Here is a 17,695-nt window from a genome sequence, read left to right as displayed (position 1 = left end):
CCGCGGCGACTGCTTCGAGTGTCAAATTCTGCTGCAATAACTCCACCGCCTTACGTCGGCGCTTCTCCAATGCAGCAGGACTTCCGGGAGGTCTCATGCCCTCCAATATAACAGCCCATTGTCTGACTAGGACTCAATAGGCGGTGGTCATCCACGATCTGGAAAGGGGGTCCCGCTAATGTTGTGCACAAGATTCTTCTCTGCCCCGATTTTCGGGCATCTCAGCCGCACGGAATCTTCTCGCGGAATCTCAATTGTAGGGTTCCTGGGCTTGGGCCTGCTAAGCGTTGTGTTGGCCGCGCCGGCACAAGCAGTTCCCACGATCACCCTCGGCGGTGGCGTGGCAAATCCACCGCCCAATAAGCAGTCGACTTCGCTGAATCCTCAACAAACGGCGATTGCCGACAAAGCGACACTGATCCCGGTGGCGACGTTCAGTCCGGCCTTGCAGGGCCTTCTCACAGCCCAACAGTTTAGCGCTGCAAACAACTGGTCGCTTAATACCAACACCGTGACGCTCGCCAATAACGCGACCTTCAACATCACGGACTACGAGCTCACTCTGAATGGTGCGGGAAACGCCTTTGGCGAGGAGATGGATTTTACGTTGAATCCGGCCCTTGCTGCCCCCATGAACGTGCCGGCTGGTTCGACGGTCACGGCGCATTGGCTGCAATTCTTCAACATGAGCATGAACAAAGCCAACGGTTATGCCGGAACGCAACTTGCTGCTCCCAACAACACTGGTTACTGGTATATCGACAACGGGTTCGTACCCGGTGTTAAGGTGGACGGCACAAACAATGGTGCCGGCACGAATAATGGCCACAACGGCCCGTATTACGACTCGAATAACGTGCCCGCAGACTCTGGTAAGACGTACTCCGTACCGCCGACATTCTCCGATGGTCCTGGATTCTTCTCGGGCGTCGGGTTCTACATTCACTTCGAAGCCATTCCGACTTGGGACGTCTACACGCCAGCAGGCGGAGGCAATCCGGCGACGGACACGATCTATGTCGGAAATTACGGCGTAGGATGGGGCTTCTCGATCGTTCCCGAGCCCTGCTCTATCGTGATGATGTTCTTTGGAGCTGTCGGGATGCTAGTCGTCGTCGTTCGACGTCGTCATGCGTGAGCTGTCACTGGGCGCCGGCGCGGATGCGAAAGCGGTGGACGGCATCACCGGCCCGGGGAGCGTTTGGTGTTCCTCTATACGCTCTGCCGCGAAGGGCGCGCCACGACAATCAGCATCGCGCCAATGCCCAAAGCCGCGAGCACGACCGCCGACGGTTCGGGGACGAAGTTGACGATGTAATTGGAGTAGGAACCAATTTGCGCGGCCAGAGTGTCGGAGCCACCATAGGCAAGCCCTTGATGCGCCAAGAGCTGCGCTTCGGTGAATAACGGCGCGCCGGCGTTGTAGCCGGTGTTGAGCGCCTGCATGAACAGATTGGCCACCAGGCCTTGGATCGCGGTGTTGGGGTGGATTCCATCGGAAACGAAGGCGGCCTGCGACGGATTCGTGCTCGTGTTCTGGTTGAGAAAGATTGGCACGTTACCAATCAACACGCTGCCGTTGGAAGCTATGCCACTGGCGAATAACACTTGAGCCAACAAGTCATAGTTGACCACGGCGATGTGATCCGTCTGGGCCGTGCTCATGATGCCGGCGTTCACCTGCGAAATGGCGTTGGTGAGACGCTGCAGTCCGGCCGAGTCGGGAAAAACCGCGGCAACCCCCGGCACGAGTCCATAGTTGCCGACCGTGGCGACGACCACCTTCGCCCCCGCGTTCTGTTCGGCGCTGATCGCGGTCGAGATATTCGTCGCCACCTGGTCGATGTAATTCGTTATCTGCGTCGACGACCAGGTGCCGTTGTAGATGTTATTGAAGGCCGTGCCGCCGGGACTGAAATCATTCGTGCCGATATCGATCGTGACGTACTGAATGCCAGCGCTTGGGATCTGGGCCGCTAAGCCCGACACCTGTCCGCCAGAGATCATCGAGCTGCTCGTCGCGCCGGAACGAGCCCAGTTGTAAGCGTAGCCTTGATTCCTGGGGGCCGCGTAGCTTCCCAGCGGGCCAAAATTCACGCCGGCGTAATTGACCAACTGCTCGACCCAGTTTTGCGCATATCCGCGACCGTTGTAGGCGTACTCGTCGGTGAGGCTGTCGCCAAGTGCGCCAATCGTCAATTGGCTCGCGTCGGCTGTTGCGCAGCAGATCGCGCTTGTGAATAGGGTGAGGCCCGCGGCGAGAGTCTTCAAGAGCCGGCCATGAAATGATCGCCAACGAATGGCGGCTCGCACGCTGTTTGTCTCGATCATTAGCGCGACTCCTCAAAGATGCGGGTACAACAGCACGACTGTATTGCCTTGTTTCGAAGGCAATTCTAGCCACGCGCTATGCCGTTGCAATCAGCGGCGAAGGAAGAATCGGCTGTCGTGGTGAGTCGATGCCGCGACCGATAACGATCGTGTTAAGCCTTTGAGCGGGCACTCGCGAGGTCGGATCCGCGTCCAAGCGGCCACAACTAGTGGACCGATGCGGCCGGCTGCTGCTTGTGAATCACATCCGCGAACCCCAATAGCTCCCGCGACTTGACGATGTACGTGAGCGGGACGGTGGATTCCTCGCCCGACCCAAGGGGCGCCGAGGCGGCACGCGCCGCGATCTGGCCGTCTGCGCCGATGGTGGTCGCGGCGTGGACGACGCCGAGCAGAATGTTGCGCGTTTCGCCCGGGTGAATGTTCCCATTTTCGTCCGCGTAACCTTTGGCGTTGAGAACGAACACGGGCGAGCCCGACAGGCCGGGCAAGCACGCCATATTGACGAGTAATTGCGGCTGGCCGCAGAAATCGATGTCCGGATGGGTGGCAGTCGTGCCCTGGCAATGAATCGGCAGATTGTGGCACTTGTCCCAGGGGCCCTTCGGGTAGCCCACCACGAAAACATCTTCGATGGTCGTGAGCGCTTTGAGACGCGTCGCCTTCGGCACCATGCAGGACTCGATCGTCATCCAATGAGCGCTGCGCCCGATCTTCGCGGCCGCATCGTCGATGACCTTGCTGGGTAGCGCCACCAGGTCGATCGATTTGTCGGGATGCTTGATCCACAAATTCTCGAAGTCCTGGAATTCGAGATCGAACGTCGGCGGTGCGTCGTCCTGTTCCTGCTGCCAGGCTTCGTTGTGGATGCGCAACGATCCGCTCGATGAACCCTGGATGGCGTGCCGGCTGGTGATGAGGACATCGTTGTCCCCTATGTGCAGCCCAAAAAAGAAACCTGTGGCGGTGCAGCGATCGGTCTCGATGCGAACGGTGCTGAGCAACAATTTGTCTTCGGCGGTTCGCGGCTTGAACATGCTAGAAATCCTTTCCACGACAAGTCGGGTGCGCAACGCCCCGGGGGCGGCATTGTACGTTTTCGTCGAGGGGGCGCGAATCGGACTTTCCCGCCGGGAAAGTCATGCCGCCGCGTTCGCGCCCACCTTCGAAAACATACCCTTCGCCAGAAACCTGTGCCCTTGAGATCCGCAATCTCCAGGGCTTTCCAGGAAGAATCACGGCTCGGTCACTGGCGAAAGCTATCGGCGCGGAGCGTCCCCCGCGCTGCCCACCCCGGGGCTGTCTGCACTTGTCCCTCAAGCGAAAGCAGTTACCGCCGGCGGCGATAGCCCCAGACGCCGAGGCCCGCGAGCGCGACCGCAGCCAATGCAAAGGTCGACGGCTCGGGCACCGACATGACACTGATCGAAAACGGATCGCCGGAGACGAACATTTCGCCCGTGATCTGCAAGAAACCCACGCCGGTCGCACCTGCCAGCGTGGTGGCCGAATGGTTGACCAGCGAGCCGAAGGGACCGCCGCCGGTCTGCAAATAGTTGTAGGTCAACGTCCCCAGGTTCACAGCTGGCCCCGACGGAATGATAGTGCCCGGGATGACAGGCACCCACCAGTAATCAACCTGCGCGCCGAACTGGGCGTACGCACCGGAGCCAGGTAATACATTTCCCGTGACGATAAACGGGTAGGCGGGCGCGAGCCCCGCCGCGATGCCCGACGGACCCACGCTAAAGGTCATGGCGAATTCGGCCTTCTCATAGGCGAAACCGGTGGCCGACGCTGGCTGATTCAGCGTCATCGGCGGCCCGAACGTCTGGGCATACGCATCGCCAGTGAACGTGCCGCCACTGAAATTGCCAACGATGCTGTAATTCGAGGTGGTCAACTGCGGATCAGAGAAGCCGGGGCCGATGTGTCCCGTGTCATACGGAATGTTCGGAGTGAGGGCGAGGTTCGGCGACGGGTAGCCGGGATAGAGCGCCGGAACGTTCGGGCCGGCCACGCCGTAGGGACCAGCGACATTTGACGCCCAAGTGGGACCTATCGGTGGCTCGGACGATTGGAAGGCATCGCTCTGCGAGCCGAAGAAGGCTTCCACGTCGGAGTTGACGACACCCGTGATCTGGGCGATCGACGGAGAAGCGAGTGCACTACAGACGAGCGCGAAGACAAACCCCACCAGCGCATGACGCGGATTCCGGCCCATGAGCGGCTCCTTTCACGAACGGCGGCGGTTGCCGCAGCCCCAGAACGTTGCGAAATGAACGAGACTCCCCCCTCTCGCGCCGGCGCCCGCAGATCGTACCCGCACCCCTCAAAAGAAGCAAATTATTTTCGGGCAAAAAGTAGTTTTTGATGTTACAGCTAAATTCCTCGCCGCCTTGGCCTTGCATGATAGAGGCGCGATTCGAACCCGTCGGCGAAGCCGGTGCAACGCCTCCCTGGACATGGGAAGCCTGCTCGATGGACGGTACCGTGCAGGCAGGCATTTTTCGGATGAATAGCCCCCGGGCCGCACGCGGTTTGACCGCAATGGTCACACCCGCGTTGCCCGGCCGATGCCGTTAACTTCGAACCACGGCGAATTGCCCGACGAAGACTCAGCAGCTGACGACCTTGAAACAATTCAAAGTGCCGGTACTGGTACGATGCCGCAGCGGGTTCCCGTCGGCAGTACGTAAAAGAAGTGGGCGTTGCTGGGCTCGAACCAGCGACCTCTACCGTGTGAGGATAGCGCTCTAACCAACTGAGCTAAACGCCCGCAATCGCGGTTGCTCGAAGCGGAGTATCACCGGCAAGCATGCCCCGCCACGGGCCGCAAGCATTCGATTAAACCCGCCTGCCGGGCTGCTGACAAGCCCCCGGCGCTGCCGCAAACCAAGAGCGTATCCGCCGCTTTGAATCGAGGGAAAGTCTGCCGCGAATCAGCCGTATTGCACCGGACACAGGCAGCAGGCGGCCCGAATTATGTCACGGGCAATCTTACAACGCGATCACGCCAGATGACGCGATCGGCTCGCGTGCCAGAGGCCGCGCTTCAGCAACGAGCTGTTGCAGTCGAGCGAATGAGATCGGTTTCAACTCGTGGCTGTGGAAGCCAGCAGCACGGCATCGGGCGACGATCTCCTTATCGCCAAATCCACTCAGCGCCACCACCACACGCGGACCGTCGTCGAGCTCTTCGAGCCTATCGAGAACCTGGAAGCCATCCATGCCGGGCATGGCCAGGTCGAGCAGGACCAGATCGGGGCGAAGCCTGCGGACCAACTCCAGGCAGGACGGCCCATCGCCGCACTCTGCCGTTTCGCAATCGAGCTTGTCGAGCAACCTGGCCAGCAGGTAGCGGCCATCAGGCTCGTCGTCGACAACCAGGACACGCAGCGGCGCTCGTCCGATTCGCTCCATAAAACATCCCTGTCGACGCAAGGGGGGCGGCCGGAGAGCGAGGGCTTCGCGATCGGAAGCTACCTCACGAAGCGCAGCACCTCATCCACCTTGCGCTTGCAACCTATCTGTGGTTTTCGACCATTACAAGTGTTTTTACCCCCACTCTGCCGAATGGCATATGCATACCGTTAGCGCCGCCCTTTTTGGTTTTTCGCCCCAGGCGCATCGGCAGGCGTAACTTCGCGCGCTACCGACCAAAAATAACAACTCTGTTACTTCCGCACGTCGTAGCAAACGATCGTGTCGCCTTCGCGGATGTAGAGCTTGCCGTCGACAATCACGGGATGAGCCCAACTGGGGCGCTCGCCGCTACCGGGCACTTCGAAGTGGCCCGTCTCTTGGAAGCCATCGGGCGAGGCCTTCACGAGCGTCATGGTTCCGTCGGCGTAGTGGATATACAGGTGCCCGTCGGCGGCTGCCATCGAGGCCGAGTCATGCCCCGATCCGCGCGACTTCCATTTCACTTCGCCCGTCATCAGGTCAGCGCACCAGGGAATGCCGCGATCTTCGGAATCGCCGTAGAGAAAGTTGCCCACCAGCACGACGCCACCGTGCTTGTTGCCCAGTTCCTTGTTCAGCGGATAGACGACTTCGACCGAGACTTCGCCGCCGGCGCCCGGCACTTGCCTGAGTAGCGCCCCGCCGCGGCCGTAACCGGCCACGAAGAACACCAGATCATCGCGCACGATCGGCGTGGGAATGACGGCCGTGGTCTGGTCGATGTCGAAGGTCCATAGCAGCTTGCCGTCCGCGGCCCGGACGCCCATGGCGCCACTGCCGGTGTCTTGCACATAGACGCGCGTGCCGCCGATATTCGAGACGACGATCGATGAATGTCCGGCGCCGCGATCCTCAGGGCGCGATGTTGTCCACCGTGGCGAGCCGGTCAACTTGTCGAGCGCGACCATGGTGTTCTCGGAGCCGCCGGGTGTGCAGATCAGGCGGTCACCGTCGACCAACACCGACTCGCTGTAGCCCCAGCCATCGGCCTTCTTGCCGCCAAAATCCTTCATTAAATCCTTGCGCCACAGTTCGTGCCCGTCGGCCTGGCAGCAGACGAGCACACCGTGCGGTGTGACGACATAAACGCGATCACCATCGACGGTGGGCGTGCTGCGCGAGCTTTGCCACGTGGGCTTGCCTTCGGCCCACGGGGCACCGGTCTTGGCCTTCCATAATTGCTTGCCGTCGGCCTGATCGAAGCAGACCAGGTACTCATCCTGATCCGCGGCGGTGGAGGGGGCATCGCCGAGCGTGTAAATCCGTCCGCCGGCGATGGCCAGGCTCGAATAGCCGCGCCCGGCGCCAACGGTTTTCCACGCGAGCTTCGGTCCGCCCTCGGGCCATTCACTCAACAATCCCATGTCGGGCGAAGAGGCCATGCGCCCCGCGCCGCGAAAGGTAGGCCAACTATCGTTGCTGGTCAAACCGCCCCGGCAAGCACTCTCGGGCGATCCGGCGTGAACCGAGGACACCATGTTCAATGCTAGAAAAAGAAAAGCAGCCCCGATGCAGAAACAGCAACGACGAAACATCGACAATTCTCCGTGATGGACTTAAACGGCTTGGAGCAGCAGTCGCTCGTTGCCCTGTCTCGCGACGCACCGCTTTGTCGCCCAATAGCTGGTTAGTAAAACACCGCGCGGCGCCTGAGGTTCTCGTGGCGCGCTTGTGTTCCGTGGCTAAGCAGGCGTACGCGGGGCGGGCGCAGCGGGATTTCGGGCAGTGAGAAAATGGCGGGCGGTGATGGTGGGGGTTCGTGATTCGCCTGAGGATTCGCGCGGGCTGAATCGTCGCTTACAGCGATTTCACATACTCTATCAAATCCGCCAGCTCCTCGGCCGACAACTCCCCCCGGCCGGTGACATTCTGGGGGGCGTGCAAGTCGCCGAGCGCCTCGGCGATGCTTTGGGCCCGGCCATGGTGAAGCAAGCGCACCTTACGGTACACGTTCCGCAGCGAGGGCGTGTTGTATGTGGGATAAACGTCCTTCGGCGAGCCGAGCCCCACGTCGTGCAATTGATTATCGGTGAATTCGCGCCCTTGATGACAGGTTGAGCAGCCCGCCGTTTCGCCTTGAAAGATCCGCTCGCCGCGACGGGCTGCCTCGGACAGCGAGCCGTCCGGCTGTCGGAACGGATTCGGCGGCGCGCGCATCTCCTGCAGGAAATCGACGACGGCTTCGATATCCTCGGGTGTTGGTTCCGGACCGAGCATCGTTTCGGTGATCGACTTGTGTACCGAGGCACCGAGATTCTCTTGCCAGCCGTGCCAGGTCCAGGGCGCCGTTTGTGAGACGTTGTACAAATTCGGCACGGTCTTGAAGGTGCCGTAGCTGCCGTCGTTTTTCGTATCCATCGTGACGGCGCTACTGCCCCCTTCGTAATGGCATGTTTGGCAAGCGTACCACTGGTCGAGACTGCGACCGGCGTCGTAGAAGATCGCGGCGCCGCGTCGGGCCAGCGAAGGCTTGACCGGCCCGCCCAAGGAAATCTCGCTCGCGATATCGCGACGTTCGAGATCGACGACTTGCAGGCTGTTCAGTAAGTAGTTGGCCACGAGCGCGCGGCGGCCGTCCTGCGTCAGCCGCATGCCCATCGGCCGTCCGCCAAGCGTGATGCGATAGAAGCGTTGCGGGTCGCGCACAAGCGCCCGATCGATGTGATCACCCGGCCCGCCGGTCGATTGAAACGGCAACCCTTCCAGCCGAAACGCCAACAGCTCGTGCGTGCCGGAGCCGGTCGAGTACAGCCACTGTCCATCGCTGCTCAGCGCCAGGCCGTGCGGGTCGCTCACGGCTTTACCAGGCGGATCGAGCGTGATGGCTTCGCGCAGCACTTGCTCGTCCATGCGCAGCCGCGCGATGCGCGAGCCCAGTACCCAGCCGCGCTGCACATTGCGCTCTTCGATCGGGTTGTGGCGATAAATCATCCAGGGAACGTAAACCCAATTGCCATCGGCCGAGACCTGCATGTGGCCGGCATTGATGCCGCCGAACTCGTTGAGAAACAGCATCGCGCGTTTGCGCGTGTCGACGACAGCGATCGCGCGGTCGCCATTGCAATTCACGGCCAGCCGCGCACCGTCGGGCGCGAGCGCCACGTAGCGCGGCCAACGTCCGACGTCGATTTTCGCCGCGACCTGGTTCGTTTCGAGATCGACCACGGCGACCTGCGCCGCCATGCTGAGGGCGACGTACGCTTCGCGACCGTCGGGCGAGATCGTGACGCCGACCGGCTCGAAACCGAGCGTGATCTTGGCAACCGGCTCCAGAGTCTCGCCGCGCCAGCGAAAGCGCTCGAGCGTGCCACTATAGCTACAAGTCACCAGCAGCGTTTCGCCATAGACCGACAAGGCCGCCGGGTGCTGGCCGCACGGCAACTCAGCAGCAACGCGGCCACTTGCCAGTTCCACGAGCGAAATCGTGTTCGAGGTTTCATTAGCCGCGACGGCCCATTTTTCATCCGGCGAGAGTGCGACGTCGACCGGCGAGCGATCGACCTCGGCCCTCGGTTCGGCCGACGTTTCCCCTGCCCCGGCCGTCGACGTATCGAGCACGTCCAAGCTCGATAAGCAAAAGGCGCCAGACGCCGCTGCGGCGACCATTGACAATAGCAGCGGACGGACGAGGGGCATGAACATCGAGAAGTGTCCACTACAAATGCTGAAAAGAACGTTCGGCGAGTCAGCGGCGTGAATTGTTGGGCAGTAATCGTTTTATCGTAGCTCAAGCGACTGCCAAGCGGCTAGATGGATGGCGAGGGAACGGCCCTCGCGACGGTCCCGCGAATTGCTTGACGTTGTGATCCGCGGACGCGCGGGCTGATCATTTTTTCGCCACGCCCGGCACATCAATGCCTGTGGTAAGTTCGTGCCGTAAGGCGACTAACGACAACCCCGCCGCCGGCCAGCCGCCCGGTGTTGCAAGCACGTCTATGGTTGCCTTTGCGACATGATCTCAGTACCCTTAGAGGCGATAGACGGGCAGGCATTCACTCACAGTCCTTAAAGATCCTGCTCGTGACTTTTTCGTATTGAGTGTCGTTCGCGGCATGCGTAGTGGCCGTGGACCTTCGAACCTGCATCGCGTTTGACTCGCCGCAGAGAATTTCGTCGCGTATTTACCGCGTGGACTGGCGCGGTTGAAGTTTTCGGTTTACCGTGCGTTACTTCCCTATCCTTTTGTGGAGTGGTAACTCGTCATGAAAAGAGCTTTGACTATCTGCCTGACCCTGGCCTTTGCGGCCAGCGTAGCCGTCGCCGCCGAGTTGAAGAGCGGCCTGGAACCGGGCAAGCTGATCGGTCCGTTCGACGTCGTGAAGTGCGCCGGACCCGATGACAACGTGAAGGTCGGCTCGGAGCTGTGCTATCGCTGCAAGTACGGCGCCCGCCCGATGGTGATGGTCTTCTCGCGCTCGACCGACGACAAGGTCGCGACGCTCGTGAAGAAGCTGGACGGCGCCGTGGCCGCCAATTCGAGCAAGCAGTTGGCCGCGTTCGTCAACCTGTTGGGCAGCGATCGTGACGCCCTGGAATCGAAGGCCAAAGAGTTCAGCGCCAGCACCAAGGCCGGCAACGTGCCGATGGTGGTGCCCGTGGAATTCGAGAACGGCCCGGCCGACTACGGGATCAACCCGACGGCGGAAGTGACCGTGATCGTCGCCAAGGGGGGCAAGGTCACCGCGAACCACGGCTTTGCCAAGGGCGCGCTCGACGATGCCGCCATCGCCGCCGTGCTGAAGGACGCCGAGGCCCTCGTGCAGTAAGGCCCGCCGTCCCTTGATCGCTTTGATGACTTCGCCGGCGCCGCAATAAGTGCCGACGTGAGAAGCCAAGGCCGCTGCTCGAGAAATCGGGCAGCGGCCTTTTTTGTTTTGATGGCGAAGCGCGGCTCCACGTGGCGCCTAATCAAAGTTTCTTGCCTCATGTGTTCCGGTTGGAGGGCGTTCCGTTTTGAACCCTCCCGACGGCGACATACATCCGGCGTCTCAATTGGACTTCAGTCTACTTCAGTCCCACCAGAGGTAGACTTTTCCCGATTTGGCCACCTCTTTTTCAAGCGCCTCGACGGTTCCGACTCCCTGATCAACAATATCCGGACAGAATTCGTACAAGTCTTTACAGAAAGCCGGCAAATCCATTGGTACGGACCGGAGCCTGAACTCGATCGTGTCCGTCTCAGCGTGGAAAATGTCGATGCCGTACTTGGAGTTGTACGTTTGAAGCTTTCGCACCAAGTCTTCCGTCGCCATGTCGTAGTTCGCCGCATCCGACTGTGCGACTCGCAGAGTATCAAACTGATCCTCGCCGATCGCGATTACGATTTCACATCCGTTCGCGGGCGGATTCGCAAGAGATCGCGTGCAACCGACGAAGGCAATTAGTCCCGGTCCTATTTCGCGTCGCAATTCGTCGACGATTCTTGGTGCATCGACTTCTGTTACGATCACAGATCGAGCAGCTAGGTTCTTCTCGCGCCCAAAATCGGTTGTCGCGAATGGACGCACGGGTCGCCCAGCCAGTTTCGCCAACCGCGCGGACGCTTCCTCGAGATTCATGGGTTTGCCAGTGTCCGACACGGGATTCGCGGAGCAACCAATAAGCATCGTTGCGAGAGCCGACAAATATCGCACGTTGCCTCCTTTGCTGATATGCGTCTAAATGTGCCAGAGGGAAGAGTGCGTCCCAATTCTATGTCAATGCTAAGACGCGTACTGGTGGTCGGGATGGCATTTGCCGCACCACACGGCGTCTTCGACGCGCACGGCGTTCCGGCGCCAGCTCCAGGCGCCGAAGGAGCTGGAATAGCCGGAGGCAAAAAGCTTTTCTAAAATGTGCTCGGCGCACACCGCCCGACCGCAGAACTGGCACACCGCCCGCGCGTCTTTTTCGCAATGAATACATTTCATAAACGTAATTCTAAGCTGCTCCTGATGACCTAAACAACGCGCGCCTCGGCAGCGCGCAGTCACCACGTGTTGTCGCGCAGGCAGTACCCATCGAACGGTCGCGGTGTGTAGAATCAACGGCCACGAGCCACCCGTTCCCCGGAACTTAGACCTTTCATTGGGAGATCGACGATGCGTCCGTCCCCGAAACCTTCGATTTGCGTGGCAGCGATCAGCGTGGGCCTATTGCTCATCATTTGCAATTCGGGCGGGGCGGAGGAGCCGCAAAAGGCTCAGCCTACGATCAAGGAACTTCAGGAGAAGCGATTGGCGCTCTTGGTACACATCTCCGAGGCCGCGAAGAAGCTCTTTGAGAACGGACGCGGCGAGTACGTGGCGTTCCACACCGCGGAACGCGAGTTGTTTGCCGCGCGACTCGAGTATGCCGAGACCAAGGCGGATCGGATCAAGGCATGTGACCAGGCGATCGCAGAAGCTCGCCAGGCGCAGCGCATTATTCAGGAGCAAGAAAAAGCGGGACGCGGTTCGGGAATTGGGTTGATGAAAGCCCAGGAATTCGAGCTGCAGGCGCAAATCGAACGGATGAGGCTCGAGGCGAGCAAGTAAAGGTGAGACGAACCCGTCTCACTTTCCTAATCAATCTGCGATATCTGTGTAATCTGCGGATGGACTCTTCGCCGGGAGCCGCGGCGCTCCGGAACGGAAGTCTCGTCGAAGGCAGCGAGCAAACACCGAAAAGCTGCGGAAATGACGGTCGAGAATGATTGACTGCCGAAAGTGGAGACGAAGGGGATCGAACCCTCAACCCCTGCCTTGCAAAGGCAGTGCTCTCCCAATTGAGCTACGTCCCCAAGAAGTGCGGAGCGACGAACGCGAAGTGCTAAAGCTCGGACACGCCCAACCTTCGCGTCGCAGGACCGGCACTGCTGATTCCTAGGAAAAGTGGGCGCACCAAGATTCGAACTTGGGACCTCAGCCTTATCAGGGCTGCGCTCTAACCAACTGAGCTATGCGCCCGCGGGGCGATTGGCTCGCCCGCCTTCGCGTCGGACGGTAGCCGCGGGCGCAAAAGCCACCAGCGCGCCGCCAGTTCTCGACTGCGAATCCAATATTCTAAGTCCTGGCCGATAGCTGTCAAACCGCCTATTCCGGTCGGAAATGCGCCCGGTCGGTCGATTACGCGGCGCCGTCGGACCCGCTTTCGTCCAGGTTGTATTCTTTGAGCTTCTTGTGCAGCGTGTTGCGGTTGATGCCCAGGCGCGCGGCCGCCTTGATCTGCACGTGCTCGCAACTGGCCAGGACCTGAGCGATCAGCTCGCGCTCGACGCGATTGACCACCTTGGTGTGCAGCGCGTCTTCCTGCGGCCCGGCCGTGGCTAGCGCCTGCTGCACCAGCTCGAACGCCAGCGTCTCCAGGTCCGGTTCCTTGAAACGCGTGCTGCGCGGGCGGCGCTGTCCAAGCACCGTGTCGGGCAATAGCTCGCACGTCAGCTCGTCGCCGGGAGCCATGACGACCGTACGCTCAATGTAATTCTGCAGCTCGCGCACGTTGCCGGGCCACGCGTAGTCTTGCAGGGCCTCCATCGCCTTCGGTTCGATGTGTACGACGTAGCGGTCGTTTTCCTCGTTGTAGACGTTGAGGAAGTGGCTGATTAATTCTGGTATGTCCTCGCGCCGCTCGCGCAAGGGAGGCAAATGGATCGGTACCACGTTCAGGCGGTAATACAAATCCTCGCGGAACTTGTCGGCCTCAACCTCTTCCAACAGGTCCCGATTGCTGGCCGCGATGACGCGCGTGTCGACGCGGATGGTTTGCGTATCGCCCACGCGTTCGAACTCGCGTTCTTGCAGCACGCGCAGCAGCTTCACCTGCAGCTTGGGCGTGGTGGAGTTGATCTCGTCGAGAAACACCGTGCCGGTATGGGCCGCCTCGAAGCGGCCAGTGCGATTGTCGATCGCGCCCGTGAATGAGCCGCGCACGTGTCCGAACAGCTCGCTTTCGAGCAGGCTTTCGGAAAGCGCCCCGCAGTTGACGCGCACGAATGGCCCCGTCCCGCGCGGGCTGAGCTGGTGCACGGCCTTGGCGATCAGCTCCTTGCCGGTGCCAGTCTCGCCCAACAGCAGCACCGAGGCGTTGCTCTTGGCCACCTGTCGCGTGAGGCGATAGACCTTCTCCATCGCCGCGCCCGAGCCGATGATGCCGCGGATCGGCGGGCCGGAGGTGTTGGTCTCGGCGGGTCGGAAGGAACGGCTCATCGTCGCAATCGCTTTGCCGGCGTTTGACCGGCACAGCATGGTGGGAGTGACGCTTTTTTACGGGGTGGGGCTGTCGTTCTGCTCGAGCGCCAGCCAATCGGCCTTGGCCCGGGCTTCGATTACATCGAGAATGTCGGCCAACACCGTTTGCGTGTCGGCGTCGTAGTGCTCGCTGGCGTTATAGCGATCATACTGCCGCGCGATTTCCTCGCTCGTCAGCAGCGTGCCGCGACGGGCCACGCTATCGGCAAACGCACGGGCTGATTCCTGTCGTGCCGCCAGTGCCGCCGTGGGGCGACTGGCAAGGTCGACCAAGGCGCGCTGCGCGCGATTGGTATCGAGCCGACCGAGCGTGGCGATCGCCGCCTCGGTCATGCCAGGCGTGTCGAGGCTGCCGATCACGGCCAGATCGAGCCGGCGCGTGTCGTAAATCTGCTGTCGTTCGCTCGCCAGGGCCGCGATCCACTCAAGCGCTTTGATACCCTGCTCGCGCCTCACTTCGCCCGGCACAACCACTCGGCCGGAGCGTTGCAGCAAGCGGTTGAGCTCGAATTGCATCGCCGGAGCGTTGTGCACGCGCATCACGGCCATACACAGGGGATAACGGCGCGCCACGCGCTCGACTTGCGGAAATTCATCGGCCATCGACACGACGGCCAACGGAATCCGCGCCAGGCGGCTATCGCTGCGTAGGCGCTGCAGCAACTGCGCCGACGATGGGAGCGCGAGCGCCGAATCGACGAAGATCACTTCGTAATCGGTCGAAGCGCGCGCCATCCGCAGCATGCTGGTCGCGTCGACCGCGATGTCGGGTTCATACCCCTGCTCAGCCAATAGTCCGGCGAGGCGGCCCGCCTCGGTGGCGTCGGCCGCCGCCACCAGTGCTTTGGGAAATCCGGTCGAGCGGGCAAAATATTCGAGCGTCTCGGCAACCACGCCCGCACCGGGATACGGCGAACGAGGATTGAGACGCATGATCGCCTCGAGCGCCGCGAAGCGAAGGTCACGCGATGGATGCAACAAGGCCCGGGCCAGGGCGCTCCCTTGCGGGCTGTGGGCATAGAGAAGATCCACGTTTTCCGATTCGCCCAGCAGGCGCGCCGCGACCGTGGCCGCGGCCGGGCGATCCTCGGCCAGCGAATAGCTGAGCAGATCTTGCAGTTCCAGCAGGTTTGCCTGCGCCAAAAGGTCTTTTGCCTGGTCGACCCGCGCGGCCACCGCGGGACTGTCGCCGGCGTACGCGATTGCTTCGGCAAGCGCCGCCAGATACAGCCGACGCACGTCGGCATTCGCCGGCGCGACGCGCCGGGCATCGGCCAACGACCCGACGGCCATGATTACTTCCGCCAAGGCGGGTGTCACGCGCGCGCCGGTGAGCTTCTTCTTCGCATCGTCCCACTGCCAAACCAGCGGCGCGGGATCGACATCCGACGGCAGGTTGCGCTCGGGATGTTTTACGAAATCCAGCGAGCGCTGACCCTTGCGCAACAGAATCGCGAGCGCCTGATCATTCGTGGGCACGCGGCCGAAATAGTTGTCCAGCGCTGCGCGGGCTGCCGCGGAAACCTCGGCCGGGCTGTCAGCGGCCAGCGCGGGACCGAGCAAGTGGCCGGCGATGCTTGGGTCGTCAAGCTCTCCAAGGATCTGTGCGGCATGAGCCACGAGCTGCGCGTCGCGCGAACCAAGTAGCGCGACCAGCGGCCCACTTGCCACTTTGCCCAATTCGATCAGTGCCCGGACGATCGCCGGATGCTCGGCCGCGCGGCCGTTATCGGCGAGCGCCGTGATCAATGCCAAGGCCGAGGCATCAGCGCCCGGCCGTAGCGCGGCAATGATCGTAGCTTCTTCATACGGCGCGGCGCCGGCAAGTTGCTTCACCAGCGCCGCCAGGCGAGCTGGATCACGGGCGTGGCGCTGCGCGCCGTCGAGCGTCGCATTGCAGAACTGACCGGCCACCGGTGCGAGCGCCGGATCGCGGGCCAGACGCAAGAGCACCGCCGAACCTACTTCGTCGACCAGCGCCGCACATGCTTCGTCATCCAGCTTTGCGCCAGCCAACTTTTGCACAAACGGCTTGGCCAGCGCCGGCTGTCCCAGATCGAGGATAATGCGCGCGGCCTTCACAAGCTCAACGGGTGTCGTGGGTCGCGCGGCGGCGAGGGCACGGATCACGGCCTCGTCCGTAGCGCGCAAAGGGCGCGACGCGGGAGTGGCATCGGCCTGCGCCTGTACACGCGACGCGAGCGCCGCGGCGGCCGCCAGGCTCAACAGCAGAGCAATCCGTGTGGTGGGACGCGTCGTCATGGTTGCAATTTCAGGATGGTTGCCGTTTCAGCCGTCGGCGCTTGCGGGACTCTTGTTCAGGCGCGTGGTCCAGGCCGCGATTTGTCGATCCACTTCGGCCGGGGCCGTCGAACCGTAACTGGTAAAGGCTTCGATCGCGCGCTCGACCCCCAGCACGTCGAACACCGACTTATCGATCGTCGGATGCACGGCCTGAAAATCGGCGAGCGAAAGCCGGACCAGGGGCACGCCGCGCTGCATCGCCTGGCGCACCAATTGGCCCACGATCTCGTGCGCCGTGCGCTGTGGAATGTTTTGCTTGATCAACCACTCCATGAGCGTCGTGGCGTCGAGGTAGCCGCGGTCGAGTCCGGCGGCAATTGCCGGACGGTTCAGCTTCGCGCCCGCCACGAGCGGCGCCGCGACTTCGAGGCAGGCCAGCACCGTATCGACCGAGTCGAAGATCGCTTCCTTGTCTTCTTGCAGATCGCGGTTGTACGCCAATGGCAAACCTTTTAGTAACACCAGCAAGCGCGAGACATTGCCGATCAATCGCGCGGTTTTTCCTCGCACGAGTTCCAACACGTCGGGATTGATCTTCTGCGGCATGATCGACGAGCCAGTGCAGAAGGCTTGCGGCAGTTGCAGGAAGTCAAATTCGCTGGTTGACCAGAGGATCCATTCCTCGGCCCAGGTGCTGAGATGCTCGCCGATCATTGACAGGGCGAAAGCGAATTCCAGCACGAAGTCGCGATCGCTCGACGCGTCGAGGCTGTTCGAGGCCACGGCTTCGAAGCCCAGCCGCTGAGCCACATCATGCCGGTCGATCGGCAAGGTCGTGCCGGCGAGTGCCGCCGTGCCGAGCGTGAGCACATTCACCCGGCGGCGGCAATCGGCCAGGCGGTCGCGGTCGCGCGCCAGCTTCTCGCAATAGGCCAGCCAGTAGTGCGGCGCCAGCACCGGCTGGGCCCGCTGTGTGTGGGTGTAGCCGGGCAGAATGCAATCGCGGTCCGCGGCGCAGCGTCCGACAAAGGCCCTTTGCAAGTCCGTCAGCCGCGAGGTGATCGTATCGATGGCATCGCGCACCCACAGCCGCAGATCGGTCGAAACCTGGTCATTGCGGCTACGGCCGGTGTGCAGCTTGCGGCCCACATCGCCCAGGCGGTCAACCAGGGCCCGCTCGATGTGCATGTGGACGTCTTCGAGCTCGATGCGGAACTCGAATTGCCCCTGCTCGATCTCGTGGCGGATCTGATCGAGCCCCTGCGCGATCTGCTGGCACTCGCCGGTCGAAATCAGACCGACCTTGGCGAGCATCTGGGCATGGGCGATCGAAGCCCGGATATCCTGAGCGTAGAGCCGGCGATCGAAGCTCACGCTTTCGGTGAACTGCTCGACGCGTCGGTCGGTGGCCTCGGCAAAGACGCCGCCCCAAGGCTTGTTGGCCACGG

General features: G+C 61.8%; 13 protein-coding genes and 3 tRNA genes. 3 read left to right on the top strand and 13 right to left on the bottom strand.

Annotated features, from left to right (window positions below; genetic code table 11):
• Positions 1–178 precede the first annotated feature (178 nt).
• The gene (locus VHD36_03900; GenBank protein HVU86436.1) at positions 179–1,138 is read left to right on the top strand and encodes a PEP-CTERM sorting domain-containing protein; all 960 of its coding nucleotides are present in this window, start codon (positions 179–181) and stop codon (positions 1,136–1,138) included.
• Between the two features lie 74 nt (positions 1,139–1,212).
• Here VHD36_03900 and VHD36_03895 read toward each other — a convergent pair whose 3' ends face one another.
• The 7 genes from VHD36_03895 to VHD36_03865 form a co-directional block, all read right to left on the bottom strand.
• Positions 1,213–2,331 (bottom strand): SGNH/GDSL hydrolase family protein, encoded by a 1,119-nt coding sequence (locus VHD36_03895; GenBank protein ID HVU86435.1) that lies wholly within the window; start codon positions 2,329–2,331, stop codon positions 1,213–1,215.
• 206 nt (positions 2,332–2,537) lie between these two features.
• Positions 2,538–3,368, bottom strand: a complete 831-nt coding sequence (locus tag VHD36_03890) for a hypothetical protein (GenBank protein HVU86434.1) — start codon at positions 3,366–3,368, stop codon at positions 2,538–2,540.
• Positions 3,369–3,661: 293 nt separating this feature from the next.
• Positions 3,662–4,555 carry a PEP-CTERM sorting domain-containing protein gene (locus VHD36_03885; GenBank protein ID HVU86433.1) on the bottom strand — a complete coding sequence of 298 codons (894 nt, stop codon included), beginning with the start codon at positions 4,553–4,555 and terminating at the stop codon, positions 3,662–3,664.
• A gap of 481 nt (positions 4,556–5,036) precedes the next feature.
• Positions 5,037–5,110, bottom strand: a tRNA-Val gene (locus VHD36_03880).
• Between the two features lie 221 nt (positions 5,111–5,331).
• The gene (locus tag VHD36_03875; protein ID HVU86432.1) at positions 5,332–5,754 is read right to left on the bottom strand and encodes a response regulator; all 423 of its coding nucleotides are present in this window, start codon (positions 5,752–5,754) and stop codon (positions 5,332–5,334) included.
• A 254-nt stretch (positions 5,755–6,008) separates the two neighbouring features.
• Positions 6,009–7,178, bottom strand: coding sequence for a PQQ-binding-like beta-propeller repeat protein (locus tag VHD36_03870; GenBank protein HVU86431.1), 1,170 nt, complete (start codon positions 7,176–7,178; stop codon positions 6,009–6,011).
• Positions 7,179–7,593: 415 nt separating this feature from the next.
• Positions 7,594–9,438, bottom strand: coding sequence for a c-type cytochrome (locus tag VHD36_03865; GenBank protein ID HVU86430.1), 1,845 nt, complete (start codon positions 9,436–9,438; stop codon positions 7,594–7,596).
• 560 nt (positions 9,439–9,998) lie between these two features.
• Here VHD36_03865 and VHD36_03860 point away from each other — a divergent pair.
• Positions 9,999–10,562, top strand: a complete 564-nt coding sequence (locus VHD36_03860) for a hypothetical protein (protein HVU86429.1) — start codon at positions 9,999–10,001, stop codon at positions 10,560–10,562.
• A 243-nt stretch (positions 10,563–10,805) separates the two neighbouring features.
• Here the strand turns inward: VHD36_03860 and VHD36_03855 are convergent, their stop codons facing one another.
• The gene (locus VHD36_03855) at positions 10,806–11,354 is read right to left on the bottom strand and encodes a DUF4253 domain-containing protein (protein HVU86428.1); all 549 of its coding nucleotides are present in this window, start codon (positions 11,352–11,354) and stop codon (positions 10,806–10,808) included.
• Positions 11,355–11,876: 522 nt separating this feature from the next.
• Between VHD36_03855 and VHD36_03850 the strand changes: the two genes are divergently transcribed.
• Positions 11,877–12,311, top strand: coding sequence for a hypothetical protein (locus VHD36_03850; GenBank protein ID HVU86427.1), 435 nt, complete (start codon positions 11,877–11,879; stop codon positions 12,309–12,311).
• Between the two features lie 172 nt (positions 12,312–12,483).
• Here the strand turns inward: VHD36_03850 and VHD36_03845 are convergent.
• From VHD36_03845 to argH, 5 genes are all read right to left on the bottom strand, one after another.
• Positions 12,484–12,556: transfer RNA gene (locus VHD36_03845), tRNA-Ala, on the bottom strand.
• 92 nt (positions 12,557–12,648) lie between these two features.
• Positions 12,649–12,722: transfer RNA gene (locus VHD36_03840), tRNA-Ile, on the bottom strand.
• A gap of 159 nt (positions 12,723–12,881) precedes the next feature.
• Positions 12,882–13,961: a sigma-54 dependent transcriptional regulator gene (locus VHD36_03835; protein ID HVU86426.1), complete on the bottom strand. Its 1,080-nt coding sequence runs from the start codon at positions 13,959–13,961 to the stop codon at positions 12,882–12,884.
• Between the two features lie 57 nt (positions 13,962–14,018).
• Positions 14,019–16,265, bottom strand: a complete 2,247-nt coding sequence (locus VHD36_03830) for a hypothetical protein (protein HVU86425.1) — start codon at positions 16,263–16,265, stop codon at positions 14,019–14,021.
• 27 nt (positions 16,266–16,292) lie between these two features.
• A complete protein-coding gene (gene argH, locus VHD36_03825; GenBank protein ID HVU86424.1) occupies positions 16,293–17,693 on the bottom strand; it encodes an argininosuccinate lyase in 1,401 nt (466 codons plus the stop codon).
• Positions 17,694–17,695 lie beyond the last annotated feature (2 nt).

Source organism: Pirellulales bacterium, assembly GCA_035546535.1.
Taxonomy (GTDB): Bacteria; Planctomycetota; Planctomycetia; order Pirellulales; family JACPPG01; genus JACPPG01.
This window is presented reverse-complemented; position numbering and strand designations above follow the sequence as displayed.

Coding starts and splice junctions, on each gene's coding strand:
- VHD36_03860 (HVU86429.1), top strand. CDS start 9,999: ATGAAAAGAGCTTTGACTATCTGCCTGACCCTGGCCTTTGCGGCCAGC.
- VHD36_03850 (HVU86427.1), top strand. CDS start 11,877: ATGCGTCCGTCCCCGAAACCTTCGATTTGCGTGGCAGCGATCAGCGTG.
- VHD36_03830 (HVU86425.1), bottom strand. CDS start 16,265: ATGACGACGCGTCCCACCACACGGATTGCTCTGCTGTTGAGCCTGGCG.
- VHD36_03865 (HVU86430.1), bottom strand. CDS start 9,438: ATGTTCATGCCCCTCGTCCGTCCGCTGCTATTGTCAATGGTCGCCGCA.
- VHD36_03895 (HVU86435.1), bottom strand. CDS start 2,331: ATGATCGAGACAAACAGCGTGCGAGCCGCCATTCGTTGGCGATCATTT.
- VHD36_03890 (HVU86434.1), bottom strand. CDS start 3,368: ATGTTCAAGCCGCGAACCGCCGAAGACAAATTGTTGCTCAGCACCGTT.
- VHD36_03870 (HVU86431.1), bottom strand. CDS start 7,178: ATGGCCTCTTCGCCCGACATGGGATTGTTGAGTGAATGGCCCGAGGGC.
- VHD36_03855 (HVU86428.1), bottom strand. CDS start 11,354: ATGAATCTCGAGGAAGCGTCCGCGCGGTTGGCGAAACTGGCTGGGCGA.
- VHD36_03885 (HVU86433.1), bottom strand. CDS start 4,555: ATGGGCCGGAATCCGCGTCATGCGCTGGTGGGGTTTGTCTTCGCGCTC.
- VHD36_03875 (HVU86432.1), bottom strand. CDS start 5,754: ATGGAGCGAATCGGACGAGCGCCGCTGCGTGTCCTGGTTGTCGACGAC.
- VHD36_03900 (HVU86436.1), top strand. CDS start 179: ATGTTGTGCACAAGATTCTTCTCTGCCCCGATTTTCGGGCATCTCAGC.
- VHD36_03835 (HVU86426.1), bottom strand. CDS start 13,961: ATGAGCCGTTCCTTCCGACCCGCCGAGACCAACACCTCCGGCCCGCCG.